A 14,736-nucleotide genomic window follows, 5' to 3' on the forward strand; every position below is an offset into this window, starting at 1 on the left:
TAAATCGAGTATACTTGCGCGACCTAATCCTAAAATTATTCTATGAAGACAAAACTACTCTTATTGCTGTTATTGGCAAGTTTTTCTATCAATGCTCAAACCAACTTAGTCTTAAATGGCGCGTTTGAAAAATGGTCAGGAAATACTTCGCCTAACAACTGGACTACTACCAATGCTGTATATCAAATTTCGGATACACAAGGATCTTATGTTGCAAAATTATTTTACAACGCTGCATCTCCTAAAGTAACAACTCAGGTACCAATGAAAGCGGGTGTTACTTATACAGTGAAGTTTAGATATAAATATGTTTCTTCTAATTACAGCGGACAGCATCCTATTGCATTAAACATATCACAAACTGGAAGCGGAAGCACTTTATCTACAAGCGCTTTTGCAACAAATAATTTATGGACTGAAAAAGTAATTGAGTTTACTGCTGATTCTGATTTATCTTATGATTTATCTATTTCAACTTTTAGTTTTGACGGACAATCTTTTGAGGTTTTAATTGATGCTGTTCAGGTCTATGTTAAAGGGACTGAGCAATATACTGCTATTCCTAGTTTAAATTTTGAAAAAAAACTAATCGCTCTTGGTTATGACTCTGGAGCAACAGATGGGAAGGTGCCGACTATTAACATTAATGAATTAACTTTTTTAGATGTTTCAAACAGTGCTGTAGGTGACTTAACAGGCATTCAAGATTTTGTGTCTTTAACTGGTTTAGATTGCAGCCAAACAGGCTTAACAACACTTGATGTTGGCAAAAACATTAATTTAACTAGACTAGATTGTCATGGTAACAGTTTAAAAACATTAAATGTTAGTAAAAATGTGAATCTATCTTTTCTATCATGCGAATCTAATTATTTAGAAAGTATTGATGTAAAATCGAATATTGCACTTAAATACTTGCTATGCGGTAACAATGGGGGTAATAATGCCATTTCTTCCTTAGATGTATCTCAGAATATTAATCTTCTAGAATTACGTGCTAATGGCCAAAAACTATCAACTATAGATGTATCGAAGAATACTGCCCTTAAAGGTTTAGATGTTTCTTCCAACTTAATATCGTCTTTAAATTTATCTTCAAATCCAAATTTAGAATCTTTAATGTTTAGTAATAATAAATTATCAACACTAGACATTAGTAACAATAAACTTCTTAAATATTTAGAATGCAGTTCAAACGAATTAACATCTTTGGATTTAAGTAAGCATACTTCATTAATATTTCTGAACTGTTTCAATAATAAGCTGAAAAGTCTGAATATCAAAAATGGAAATAATGCGAATTTTGAATTGAATGATGGCATTCCGTTTACAGATATGTATACAGTTATGTCAAGACCTTATTACAGTTCTTTCTTAAACAATGTAGATTTAACTTGCATTCAGGTAGATAACACTGCTTATTCTAACACTGCTTGGTCCTCAATAAAAAATGCTTTCACTTATTATAACACTTTAGACTGTTCACTTTCTACTATCATTGTAGACCCAAAGTTTGAGGATAAATTAATAGCCCTGCAAATTGATAAAGATGGTAAAAACGGAAGTGTCTTGAATTCTAGCATTAATAGTGTTACTGCTTTAGATCTTTCAAACAGTTCAATTACCGATTTAAGTGGAATAGAAGGTTTTACTGCTTTAAAAAGTTTAAACGTATCAGGAAATGCATTAAAAAAATTAGATATTTCTAAAAATACAGCCTTAATTACCTTAAACACTTCTGGTAATCCTGCTTTAACTTGCATTCAAGTTGCTAATCTTGATGCTGTGGCAAATTGGAATGTTACAAAAGACAATACAACAACTTTTAACATTGACTGTAACATTTATACACTTATTCCTAATTCTAACTTTGAAGATTATCTTATTTCTCTAGGTATTGACAGAGATGGTAAAAATGGAAAAGTAATTACCGAAAACATTCAGAATCTCTCTACCTTTAGTGCAAATGGCAAAAACATTACAGACTTTACAGGAATTCAAGATTTCAAGTCTCTAACATCATTATTTGTAGAAAATAACAAAGCTACAAAAATTGACGTTTCTAAAAATACAGCTTTAAAGACGTTAAGTCTATATGGAAATAAACTATCAGATATTGATGTTTCTAAAAATACAGCTTTAACTTATTTAAACATTGACGATAATTTGCTAACAAGCATTAATCTGACTAAAAATACAGAATTAACAACTTTCTCATCTTCTGGCAATAAACTGACAAACATAGATGTTTCTCAAAATACTAAGTTAAATAATCTGTGGATATCCTTAAATTCATTAGCTAGCTTAGATGTTTCTAAAAATCTAGAATTGATTCAATTGTCTTGTGGTAACAACCAAATAAGAACACTAGATCTTTCTAAAAACACTAAATTAACATCAATATCTATTGGCGGAAACAAACTAGTAAATCTGAATCTTAAAAATGGTAACAATACCATTGTCCAATCTCTATATCTAGTAGGTAATCCAAATTTAACTTGTATTCAAGTAGATGATGTCGCATATGCCAATAAAAACTGGGCAGATAGAAAAGATGCAACAGCAACTTATTCTTCATCTGCATGTCCAACTATTGTTCCCTACACTCTAATTCCTGATTCAAATTTTGAAGACAAATTAATTGCAATAGGTATCGATAAAGACGGAAAAAACGGAAAAGTTGAATCAACGAGTATTGCCGTTTTAGGTACGTTAAATGTTTCAAACAGCAACATTAAAGATTTAACTGGAATTGAAGACTTTGCTTCATTAACTTCACTAGACTGCAGCAGCAATCAATTGAAAACAATTAATGTTGCTAAAAATATTGTTCTGACAAAATTAAATGTCAGCAAAAATCAATTGACAACTTTGGATGTTTCTACCAATGCATTGCTCGATGATCTAAATATTAGCAATAATGCATTTACATTTGTAAGTGTTTACAACAACCCGCGTTTAAGCCGTTTAAACTGTAGCAATAATGCTATCACATCATTAAGCATTTCTGACAAAGCAAATCTTACTGCTTTAAGTGCTAGCTTTAATAAAATTAGAACCTTGGACGTTTCTAAAAATACAATGCTGAAGGAGTTGGATTGTGCTTCTAATGATATGTATAATCTAAATTTACAGAACGGAAACAATGTAAATATGCAAGGTATGATTTTCGGAAATTTTACAGAAAATCCAAATTTACTTTGTATTCAAGTTGACGATGCAGCATTTTCTAATGACAAATGGATTGCTAAAGATGCAATAGCAAGTTATTCGACTATAGCATGTGGAAACCATACAGGTTATACCCCAATTCCTGATTCTAAATTTGAAGATAAATTAATTGCTCTTCAAATTGACAAAGATGGTAAAAATGGTAAAGTTGCTACAATGAGCATTAATAATGTGACTGCTTTAAATGTATCAAATAGTGAGATTTCAGACTTAACTGGTATTTCAGATTTTACTTCATTAGCTTCATTAGACGTTAGCAACAATGCATTGACAAAAATCGATTTATCTAAAAATCTTGCATTGACAAATGTAAATGTAACTAAGAATCAATTGAGCATTTTAGATCTTTCTAAAAACACAAAACTTACCATCTTAAGCGCAAGTTTTAATAAAATTGAAAGTTTAGATGTTTCTAAAAATACCGCTTTAAAAGAAATCGATTGTGCTAGCAACAATATGTATAACTTGAATTTGAAGAATGGTAATAATGTGAATATGCAAAGAGTAATTTTTGGAAATTTCACTGAAAATCCTAATTTGCTTTGTATTCAAGTTGATGATGCAGCTTTTTCTAACCAAAATTGGATCGCTAAAGATGCGACTGCATCGTATTCTTCTCAAGCTTGTCCGGTGAACTTAAGATACACATTAATTCCAGATCCAAATTTTGAAAAATTATTAATTGCCAGCAAAATTGATACGGATGGTGAAAATGGAAAAGTTCTAACCTCAAATATTTCAAAAATAACATATTTGAATCTTTACGATGCTACAATAAAAGTGTCTGATTTAACAGGTATACAAGATTTTACATCTTTATCAACTTTATATTGCTATTCAGCAGCATTAACATCTTTAGATTTATCTAAAAACGTTAACTTGACAATGGTTGACTTTTCAACTAATAAATTAACATCTGTAGATTTATCTGCTAACACCAATTTAACAACCGTAGTAGCATACAATAATCAATTAACCAGTTTAGATGTTTCTAAAAACACTGCTTTAAAATCTTTAAGTGTTTACAGAAACAAATTAACCGGCTTAAATATTTCTAAAAACATTGCATTAACAAGTTTAGACGCTTCTAGCAATCAGATAAGCGATTTAGATATTAGTACAAATACAAATCTAACAAAAATAGATGTTTTTAATAATCAGCTAACTTCTTTGGATTTTTCTAAAAATCTGCTTCTGAAAGAAGTAAGAATTAGTAATAATAAGTTCGAAAACATAAATGTATCTAATCTTAACGCTCTAACATCTTTATCAGCAAGTGATAATCTACTTACTACAATTGACATATCTCAAAATACTGGATTACTTTCTCTTGAAATGTCGAATAACAAATTAAGTGTGATTGATATTTCATCAAATACTGCTCTTACTGCTCTAGGTGTTTCGAATAATCAATTAAAAACTTTAGATATCACAAAAAACAAAGCTTTGGTTGGTCTTTATGCAAATAATAACCAATTAACAAGTTTGGATATGAGAAATGGAAAAAATACGTCGATGCAAAATTACAATTTGTCACTTGTCTCTAATCCACAATTATATTGCATTCTTGTTGACGATGTTACTTTTGCCAATACAAACTGGTCATCAAGAAAAGATGCAATTGCTAAATACAATACAGAATGTACTGGCGAATTAAATTTGGCTTCAAACAACTTTGCTATTGAAACTAAAGGTGAATCTTGTTTAGGTGAAAATAACGGAGAAATCAGTATTGTTGGAAAAGCTTCGTTTGCTTATAACGCAACGATAAATGACAAATCGTATACGTTTACAAATAATGCTTTAAAGGTTTCTGCATTAGCTCCAGGGGTTTACAAAGTTAAGATCACTATTCCTGAAATGATTTTTGAGCAAAATTTCAACATAACTATTCAAAAAGGTGCAACCATTACAGGAAAATCTGACGTAAGTGCTAAGACTGTAAATGTTGAAATTACAGAAGGAACAGCTCCTTTCTCCGTATTTGTTGATGGTGCAGAGCAATTCCAAACAACAGACAACAATTTTACAGTTTCTCTAGATAAAGCTGGATTAGTTGAAGTAGCAACCGCAAAAGCTTGCGAGGGCGTTTTTGCTAAAAAAGTTACTTCTTATGAATTAGGAACAATGCTTTCGGCTTATCCAAACCCTACTTCTGGCAGTATCGAGATCGAAATTCCTAGCTCAAAAACTGAAGTTGTTATTGATTTATACAATTTTAGCGGTCAGTTAGTTTCTCACGGAACTTATAATATTGAAAGTGGAAGAGCGCTTTTAAATCTTGAAAAATTGCCTTCAGGAATTTATGCTGCTAAAATCAATTTAGAAACTCCAGAATACATTAAAATCATAAAAAATTAAGAAATGAAGAATTCTATATATTTATCAATAATCTGTTTAGTATTTGCAGCCTGCGGAAGCGGGGGCGGAGATGATCCCGTTACTCCACCACCAGCAGCAAACACAGCTCCTACTGTACCCGTGTTGAGTATACCTGCAGACAATAAATTATGTTTAGACAACAATGTTTCTTTTCAGTGGAATGCTTCAACTGACGCGCAGCAAGATGCTATTGTATATCAGATTCAAATTGCAAAAGATAACGGTTTTACTCAAATCGTGAATACGCTTGACAATTCATCTCTTTCTACAAGTGCATTAGCATTAGAGAAAAATACAGCTTACTATTGGAGAGTTAAAGCAACTGATAGCAAAGGTCTAGCTAGCGCTTATTCTTCAACATTTAAGTTTTATACTGCAGGAACAGCTGTAGTGAATCATTTGCCGTTTGCTCCAGAATTGATTGCTCCTGTGATAAATGCAGCTCTTAGCACTTCATCTACAACTTTAACGTGGAATGCTTCTGATGTTGACACTTCTGATATTCTTACTTATGATGTTTATTTTGGAACAGCAAATCCGCCAACGGCAAAAGTGAGCGAAAATGCAAGTTCAAAATCATTTGAGGTTACGCTTCAGCCAACAACACAGTATTACTGGAGAATTGTGGCAAAAGACAATAAAGGTGGTGAAACCGTAGGCCAGGTTTGGAAATTTAAGACAAACTAAGCTTAAAAAATTACAATTAGTTAAATTAAAAAATCCCGTTTTCAAAGTGCTGAAAACGGGATTTTTTTATAATTCTACAGTATACGTTACGTTTTTCCGTAAAGAATTATCCTCATAAAATTGTATACTTGCATAACTAAATCCAAAACTGAACCTATGAGAATAAAATTACTTTTATTGCTTTTAATAGCAAATTTTTCAATCTATGCCCAGCAATACACGTTAATTCCTGATGTTAATTTTGAAAAGGAATTAATTAGACTCCACATTGATTCTGGAACTCCCGATGGCAAAATACTCACTTCAACAGCTGCATCATTAAAAGAATTATATCTTGGAGCAGCATCTATAACTTCTCTACAAGGAATTCAAGATTTTACTTCTTTGGTTTCTTTACAATGCGATGGTAACGAGCTAACAAGTATAGATGTATCTCACAATACCGCTTTAACATATTTGTCGGTTGGAGAAAATAAATTAACGAGTTTGAACGTATCCTACAATATTGCTTTAGAAAGTTTGTATTTTCATAAAAACGAAATATCAAATATAAATGTATCAAATAACATTAACTTAAACACTTTATATTTTACTGAGAACTTAATAACAGAATTGAATATTTCATACAATAAGTCCCTTAAACAGTTATTCTGCGATAATAATTTATTAACCCAATTAGACCTGTCGCAAAATACTATGCTAACAGATTTAATATGTGGATTTAATAAATTAACCACTTTAGATGTTGGCACTAACACTTTATTAAATGGTTTATACTGTAATAATAACCTACTCACAAGTCTAAACCTTTCTCAAAATCCAGATTTAATAAGAATTGAATGTGCAAACAATCTTTTAACTAGCTTGGATATCTCACACAATCCCGTAGATATTTTGAATTGTGAAAACAACAAATTAACCAGTCTTGATATTTCGCAAAACCCATTAATAACAACTATAAACTGCGGTTCGAACGAATTAACGAGCCTAAACTTAAAAAATGGTGCAAATAATACTCTAGAAAGCAACACTTTAAATTTTAAAGACAATCCAAATTTGACTTGTATTCAAGTCGATAATCCCACTTATTCAAATGCAAACTGGTCTAACCTAAAAGATACCACTGCAAGTTTTAGTAGCGTATGTACTACTTCATATACTTTAATTCCTGATGTTAATTTTGAGCAAAAACTAATCGAATTAGGTTATGACGACCTCATTGATGGAAAGGTAAACACGGCCAACATCGCAGATGTCAAAAAACTACAAATGCAATCGAGTTCAATAACAGACTTGACAGGAATTCAGGATTTTAAAAATTTAGAAGATTTAGATATCGCTAATAATAAAATTACCAATCTTAATGTCTCTAATAATAAATCTTTAACATGGCTACAATGTCAAAGAAACGAGTTAACTTCTTTAGATATTTCACAAAATACTAAACTTGTAATTTTTAATTGTGGCGATAACAAGATAGCCAGTTTAGATGTTACTCATAATCCTGAACTAACTTATATTTATTGTCACAAAAACCTTCTAACAACATTAGATCTTACAAACAACATTCTTTTGGACGATCTCTCTATTGGTGAAAATAAAATAACAAATATAGATCTAACACATAATCCTTTATTAGTTTCTTTGTTTTTAGAAAAGAACAATATCACCAATTTAGACATATCAAACAACCTCGAATTAATTGCATTAAATGCTTCTGATAATCAAATAAGCAAATTAGATCTTTCAAAACATAAAAAACTGATAGAACTCTTTTTAACGAACAGTAGCTTGGAAGAACTTAATTTACAAAACGGAAAAAATACTCTTATAAATACTCGTTTTTTCAATTTAAAGAATAATCAAAATTTAACTTGTATACAAGTCGATAACACAAGCTACGCCAATACAAATTGGTCTGCCAGCAAAGATGCTTCAGCAATTTTTAAATTAGATTGCAATGATTCTGTTTCGTATACCTTAATTCCTGATGTTAATTTTGAGAAAAAATTAATCGAATTAGGAATAGATTCTGGAACTCCAGATGGAAATGTTTTGAGCTCATCTATTGAATCTGTTACAGAGTTAAATCTTTATTACAGCAACATTTCTGATTTAACTGGAATAGAAGGCTTTAAAGCTTTGACATCTTTAAATGTAATGTCCAACAAATTATCGACTGTTGACCTTTCAAAAAATTTAGCTTTAAACTATTTGCTAATTAGCTACAACAATCTAACAACCTTAGACATTTCAAATAATATTGCTCTAGATAACTTATCAGTATCCAACAATAAAATCCAAAACATTGATGTTTCAAACAATCTTAAATTAAAATATTTTTCTTGTTCATCAAATCAACTAACTACTATTGATGTTTCAAATAATAAAGAACTGGCTTCACTTAATTGCCAATTAAACCAATTAAAAAGTTTAGATCTTTCTCAAAATAAAAAGCTGAGTCTTTTAACTTGTTCAGAAAACAAAACGCTTACAAATATAGACTTAAGGAATGGAAACAATAGAAATATGCAGATAGCGCCATATGTTATTGATTTTACTAAAAATCCGTTGCTAACCTGTATTTTGGTTGATAACCCTATTTACTCTAATGAAAAGTGGGCAAGCTTTAAAGAAAAAACTGCATCGTACTCAACTGTTGACTGCTCTCAGATTACTGCAATCCCAGATCCGGCTTTTGAAGACAAATTAATTTATTTACAAATCGATAAAGATGGTAAAAATGGTACTATTTTAAACACCAGTATTTCAAACATTACCGCATTAAATGTAGAGAACAGTAACATCAAAAACTTAACTGGAATTAATGGCTTTTCAAACTTAAGCACTTTAAATTGTTCGTCAAACCTATTAACTGCTTTAGATCTGTCCCAAAATAAAGCGCTAACTTTTATAAATTGTGGTTCTAATAATTTAACGAGCTTAAATTTAAAGAATGGAAATAATAAAAATTTAGATCTTAATTCAAGTTTTACAAAAAATCCAGATTTAACTTGTATTACTGTTGATGATGAAGTTTACGCTAATCAAAAATGGGCTAGCATTAAAGATGATGCTGCAAACTACAATTTAGACTGTACTGTTTATACTGCAATTGATTCTAATTTTGAAAAAAAATTAATCGAATTAGGAATCGACAACGATGGGGTAAACGGAAAAGTTTCTGTGGAAAACTTAGAAAAAATTACTTCTTTAAATTTATCAAATAGCAATATTAATGATCTAAAAGGCATTGAAAAATTTACAGGATTAACCTATCTTGATTGCAGTGGCAATAATATTAATACAATAGATGTTAGTAAAAATTTAAATCTTACGAAATTAGATTTAAATTCAAATCATTTAACATCGCTAGACGTTACAAAAAACACTAAGCTTTTAAATTTATCCTTTGCTTACAATGAGGTTTCTACTATAAATTTAGCTAACAACAAAGAACTTTTGTTTTTAAACACTTCTAAAAATCTGCTTACCAATTTAGATTTAACCTCAAATACAGCACTCTCTCTTATTGACTGCAGCCGAAACAATTTAACACAATTAAATGTTTCAAATGCACCAGAACTAACTAATTTGATAATAGACCTTAATAAGATTACTGCATTAGATCTTTCTCTCAATACAAAACTTGTAGATCTATATTGTAGCAATAATGAATTAACCTCTTTAGATCTGAGCTATAATATTCTCTTAAAAAGATTAAGTGCATCTTGGAATCAACTCACAACTTTAGATTTATCTCATAATCCTTTACTTGAACGTGTTTATGTAGAATTTAATCCATTAAACTCATTAAATATTCAAAATGGAAACAATAAAAACTTTGTTCTTCCGTCAGTTAGTGGTAAAATGGCAGATGATACAATTGTCTATACTAGCTTTCTAGGAAATACAACCCTAAATTGCATACAAGTTGATGACGAGAATTATTCAAATGCAAATTGGTCAAACATCAAAGAATCGACCACTACGTATTCTAATACTTGTAAAAGTCTAGGCATTGACAAATCTGAGTTTAGTCAAGTTGTTTTATATCCAAACCCAACAAAAGGAGAAATAACGATTAATAATATTGCATTAGACAAAGCAACAGTTTACAACTCCTTAGGACAATTAGTAAAATCTTTTACTTTAAATAATGTAAACACATATAATACGATCGACTTATCTGGCTTGCCTAGAGGAGTTTATTATGTGTATCTAATCAATGGAGATGCCGCTTCTGCTAAAAAAGTTATAGTAGAATAATCATCCCTTTCAAAAAATAAAAATCCCATTTTCAATAATTAGAAAATGGGATTTTTTTATGTCTAATTTATTCTGTTTAAAGAATCTCTTCGCAAGTAAAAACATCTTTCAATCGAACACCTTTTTCGGTATGTTCAACAGTAATAATTTGATTGTGTGCATCGTGTTCTAAAAACAAATAATGATTATTATCTGCTGCCAAATTCAAAAATTTTGATTTCTCAGGCATTGTCAACAAAGGTCTTGTGTCATAACCCATTACATACGGAAGCGGAATATGCCCTGCTGTAGCTAATAAATCGGCACAAAAAACAATCGTTTTATCTTGGTATTTTATATATGGAATCATCTGTTTTTCAGTATGTCCATCAACATAGTAAATGTCAAAACCAAGTTCTTTTGCAAATCCAAAATCAGATTCTGGTCTTTCAATAAAATTCAATTGTCCGCTTTCTTGCATTGGCAGGATATTTTCAGACAAGAAAGAAGCTTTTTCTCGAGCGTTGGGTTTTGTCGCCCATTCCCAATGGTTTTCGTTTGTCCAGAATTTAGCATTTTTGAAAGCTGGCTCATAACCCGTTTTATTGGCATTCCATTGAACGCTTCCTCCGCAGTGGTCAAAATGAAGATGTGTCATAAAAACATCGGTTACATCATCACGATTAAAACCATATTTCGCTAGAGAATTATCTAAAGAATGTGATCCCCAAAGCGAATAATATCCAAAAAACTTTTCAGATTGTTTATCGCCCATTCCCGTATCAATTAAAATAAGACGATTTCCGTCTTCGATCAATAAACATCGAGCAGCAATATCAATTAAGTTATTAGCATCGGCAGGATTTGTCTTGTTCCAGATTGTCTTCGGAACAACGCCAAACATTGCGCCTCCGTCTAATTTAAAATTTCCGGATTCTATTGGGTAAAGTTTCATGAGAATAATTTTCTAAAAGAACAAAGCTAGAAAATTCAAATCCCTTTTGCTAAAATTTAAAGCTAAAAACAAATTTTCTGATTATTCTAATGTAATCGAAGTGCTTCCCATTATTTCCTGCTTATCAAAATAATTCACAAAATAAGTGCCTTTCTTAAACTGGTCAGCATTCAAAATTCCGTAAGCATTTACCGATTTGCCTTGAAAATCTGTACTTACTATAAAACTATAAACAAGCGCTTTATCATTACCAAATTCAATCAGTTTATTATCTCCCAGAACCGTATTTTTCTGATCTAAAACCTGAACATAAAAAACTCGTTTTCCTGTTTTTGCAACAGCATTTCCGTTAACCGTAAAACTAATTTTAAGTTTTTTTGCATTCTTTGCTTTTGTCGTTTCCAATTCAGCGCCAGAATTTTTTTCACGAAGTGCAATAGCTTTAAAATTGCTTAAATACAATTTTGAAGCATCTTTTAAAGTCGATTCTAATTTTTTCTGTTTAGAAACCAAAGTGTCATTTTCTACTTTTTGATTGTACATGACAACATTCTGGCTTTCTATTTCTGTCAATAAATTTTTATTCTGAGATTTCAGTTTTTTAATTTCCTGAATTCTTCCTACTAATGACGAATTCAAATCTGAAAGCTGATTTCGATAAATTCTAATCTGCTCCGCCGATGGATTATTAGAAGCTTTAATAATGGCTACTAAATTCTCAACATTTTTACGCTCTAACTCTAATTCTTTAGATAAAGCTGTTTTTTCTAAAATAGCCTGATCGTATGCGTTTTTTAATGTATTTAAAGAATCCAAAATATTCTTTTGCTCACTTGCTTCTTTACTTTCAAATGGCATTGTGCTGGTAATACTCTCCTTTTTAGCATCACTATTATTCTTATCAGGTTCACTGCTAAAAACCAAGACTACAGCACCTAATCCTAAAACAAAAATTATAGCAAACAAAGGTTTAAACCACTTTATTTCATTTTGTTTTTTCATAATTACTCCTAATTTTCTGCAAAAATATTGAATAAAAAATGGTTATAATCAGTAGAAATACTTGTTTTTTAACATTTAGGAGCGATATTTGCAGCTATTTCTAAAATAAGATTCGTTTTGCCATTTCAAGACCAATTTTATCAAAATAAGTAATATCTATTTTCACATTTGTTATAATAATGTGAACCGCTATGGAAAAAGGTTTTTAAGTCGTATCTTTGCCGATAATTTCTATTTAACATTGAAAATTAGCGTTTTAAATCTGTACTAAATTCATTACAGAGAAAAAATGCTCATTAAAAACAAACATCTAAGAACAATGATAAAAGTTTCAGATACTGCCAAAAAGAAAATCATCGACCTGATGACTGATGATGGTTTTGACGCCGCAAGCGACTACGTTAGAGTAGGTGTAAAAAGCGGTGGATGCTCTGGTTTGTCTTATGATTTAAAATTTGACAAAACCAAAGGAGAAGACGACAAAATATTCGTTGACAACGACATACAAATTGCTGTAGAAAAAAAATCATTCTTATACCTAGCCGGAACAATTTTAGAGTTCTCTGGCGGATTAAACGGAAAAGGATTTGTTTTCAATAACCCAAATGCAAGTAGAACTTGCGGATGCGGAGAATCATTCTCTCTTTAGTCAAAAGCTGAAAGTTGTAAAGTCATAAAGACTTCAATTGACTTTCGAACTTTAGACTCCAAAACTTTAGACAATAACAAAAATAATGAGCAAATACACCGAAGACGATTTAAAGATCGAACTGGAAACTAAAGAATATGAGTACGGATTTTATACCGATATAGAATCTGAGACTTTCCCTATTGGCTTAAACGAAGAAATTGTAAGAGCTATTTCTCTAAAAAAAGAAGAACCTGAGTGGATGACCGAATGGCGCATCGAGGCTTTCCGCGCTTGGAAAGAAATGATCGAACCAGAATGGGCAAACGTACATTACGAAAAACCAGATTTTCAGGCTATTTCATATTATTCAGCTCCAAAACAAGTAGATCCTAACAAAACGCTGGACGATGTTGATCCAGAATTATTGGAGATGTACAAAAAGTTAGGAATTTCTATCGACGAGCAAAAAAAGATGAACAATGTCGCTATGGATATTGTTGTCGATTCTGTTTCGGTAGCTACAACTTTCAAGAAAACTTTGGCAGAAAAAGGAATTATTTTCTGTCCAATTTCTGAAGCAATTAAAGAACACCCTGAATTAGTAAAAAAATATTTAGGAACTGTTGTACCTCAAAAAGACAACTTCTATGCAGCTTTAAACTCAGCAGTTTTCTCTGACGGAAGTTTCTGTTATATTCCAAAAGGCGTAAAATGCCCAATGGAACTTTCAACGTATTTCAGAATCAATCAAGCTGGAACTGGACAATTCGAAAGAACTCTAGTTATTGCCGATGAAGGAAGCTACGTTTCTTACCTTGAAGGATGTACTGCTCCAAGCCGTGACGAAAACCAATTACACGCTGCTGTCGTTGAATTAATCGCTTTGGACGATGCTGAAATTAAATATTCTACCGTTCAAAACTGGTTCCCAGGAAATAAAGAAGGAAAAGGTGGAGTTTACAACTTCGTAACTAAAAGAGGTTTATGCGAAACAAACGCTAAAATTTCTTGGACGCAGGTTGAAACAGGTTCTGCTGTAACTTGGAAATATCCTTCTTGTGTATTAAAAGGAGATAATTCAGTAGGAGAATTTTATTCGATTGCTGTTACCAATAATTTCCAACAAGCTGATACTGGAACAAAAATGATCCATTTAGGAAAAAATACTAAATCGACCATTATTTCTAAAGGTATCTCGGCTGGAAAATCACAAAATAGCTACCGTGGTTTAGTGCAAATCTCGCCAAGAGCTGAGAACGCAAGAAACTTTTCACAATGTGACTCATTGTTAATGGGTAATAATTGTGGTGCACATACTTTCCCTTATATCGAAAGTAAAAATCCAACAGCAAAAATCGAGCACGAAGCAACTACAAGTAAAATTGGAGAAGACCAAGTTTTCTACTGTAACCAAAGAGGTATTCCGACTGAAAAAGCGATTGCCTTAATTGTAAACGGTTTCAGTAAAGATGTCTTGAATAAACTTCCAATGGAATTTGCTGTTGAAGCTCAAAAACTATTAGAGATTTCTTTAGAAGGATCTGTAGGTTAAAAAAGTTCCATGTTTCAGGTTTCAAGTTTTTGATCCGAAACTTACTTT

Annotated in this window: 7 protein-coding genes; 5 read left to right on the forward strand and 2 right to left on the reverse strand. The window is 31.2% G+C overall.

The window, feature by feature from the left end; genetic code table 11:
• Nucleotides 1–42: 42 nt before the first annotated feature.
• From LPB248_RS10335 to LPB248_RS10345, 3 genes are all read left to right on the forward strand, one after another.
• On the forward strand, nucleotides 43–5,592 hold the full coding sequence (locus LPB248_RS10335; protein WP_177211362.1) for a T9SS type A sorting domain-containing protein: 5,550 nt from the start codon (nucleotides 43–45) through the stop codon (nucleotides 5,590–5,592).
• 3 nt (nucleotides 5,593–5,595) lie between these two features.
• Nucleotides 5,596–6,300 (forward strand): fibronectin type III domain-containing protein, encoded by a 705-nt coding sequence (locus LPB248_RS10340; protein ID WP_177211363.1) that lies wholly within the window; start codon nucleotides 5,596–5,598, stop codon nucleotides 6,298–6,300.
• 156 nt (nucleotides 6,301–6,456) lie between these two features.
• Nucleotides 6,457–10,569: a T9SS type A sorting domain-containing protein gene (locus LPB248_RS10345; RefSeq protein WP_177211364.1), complete on the forward strand. Its 4,113-nt coding sequence runs from the start codon at nucleotides 6,457–6,459 to the stop codon at nucleotides 10,567–10,569.
• Between the two features lie 76 nt (nucleotides 10,570–10,645).
• On the opposite strand, the gene LPB248_RS10350 is transcribed toward LPB248_RS10345, so the two are convergent.
• Complete coding sequence (locus LPB248_RS10350; RefSeq protein ID WP_177211365.1) at nucleotides 10,646–11,503, reverse strand: MBL fold metallo-hydrolase; 858 nt, start codon at nucleotides 11,501–11,503, stop codon at nucleotides 10,646–10,648.
• A gap of 81 nt (nucleotides 11,504–11,584) precedes the next feature.
• Complete coding sequence (locus LPB248_RS10355; RefSeq protein WP_177211366.1) at nucleotides 11,585–12,505, reverse strand: hypothetical protein; 921 nt, start codon at nucleotides 12,503–12,505, stop codon at nucleotides 11,585–11,587.
• Nucleotides 12,506–12,824: 319 nt separating this feature from the next.
• Between LPB248_RS10355 and LPB248_RS10360 the strand changes: the two genes are divergently transcribed.
• The gene (locus LPB248_RS10360) at nucleotides 12,825–13,154 is read left to right on the forward strand and encodes a HesB/IscA family protein (protein WP_012023267.1); all 330 of its coding nucleotides are present in this window, start codon (nucleotides 12,825–12,827) and stop codon (nucleotides 13,152–13,154) included.
• 85 nt (nucleotides 13,155–13,239) lie between these two features.
• Nucleotides 13,240–14,688: a Fe-S cluster assembly protein SufB gene (gene sufB / locus LPB248_RS10365; protein ID WP_177211367.1), complete on the forward strand. Its 1,449-nt coding sequence runs from the start codon at nucleotides 13,240–13,242 to the stop codon at nucleotides 14,686–14,688.
• Nucleotides 14,689–14,736 lie beyond the last annotated feature (48 nt).

Source organism: Flavobacterium sp. LPB0248 (assembly GCF_013388355.1).
Lineage (GTDB): Bacteria > Bacteroidota > Bacteroidia > Flavobacteriales > Flavobacteriaceae > Flavobacterium.

Bases quoted from the DNA above. Each gene is read 5' to 3' on its own strand.
- sufB (WP_177211367.1), top strand. From the start codon at position 13,240: ATGAGCAAATACACCGAAGACGATTTAAAGATCGAACTGGAAACTAAA.
- LPB248_RS10335 (WP_177211362.1), top strand. From the start codon at position 43: ATGAAGACAAAACTACTCTTATTGCTGTTATTGGCAAGTTTTTCTATC.
- LPB248_RS10350 (WP_177211365.1), bottom strand. From the start codon at position 11,503: ATGAAACTTTACCCAATAGAATCCGGAAATTTTAAATTAGACGGAGGC.
- LPB248_RS10360 (WP_012023267.1), top strand. From the start codon at position 12,825: ATGATAAAAGTTTCAGATACTGCCAAAAAGAAAATCATCGACCTGATG.
- LPB248_RS10340 (WP_177211363.1), top strand. From the start codon at position 5,596: ATGAAGAATTCTATATATTTATCAATAATCTGTTTAGTATTTGCAGCC.
- LPB248_RS10345 (WP_177211364.1), top strand. From the start codon at position 6,457: ATGAGAATAAAATTACTTTTATTGCTTTTAATAGCAAATTTTTCAATC.
- LPB248_RS10355 (WP_177211366.1), bottom strand. From the start codon at position 12,505: ATGAAAAAACAAAATGAAATAAAGTGGTTTAAACCTTTGTTTGCTATA.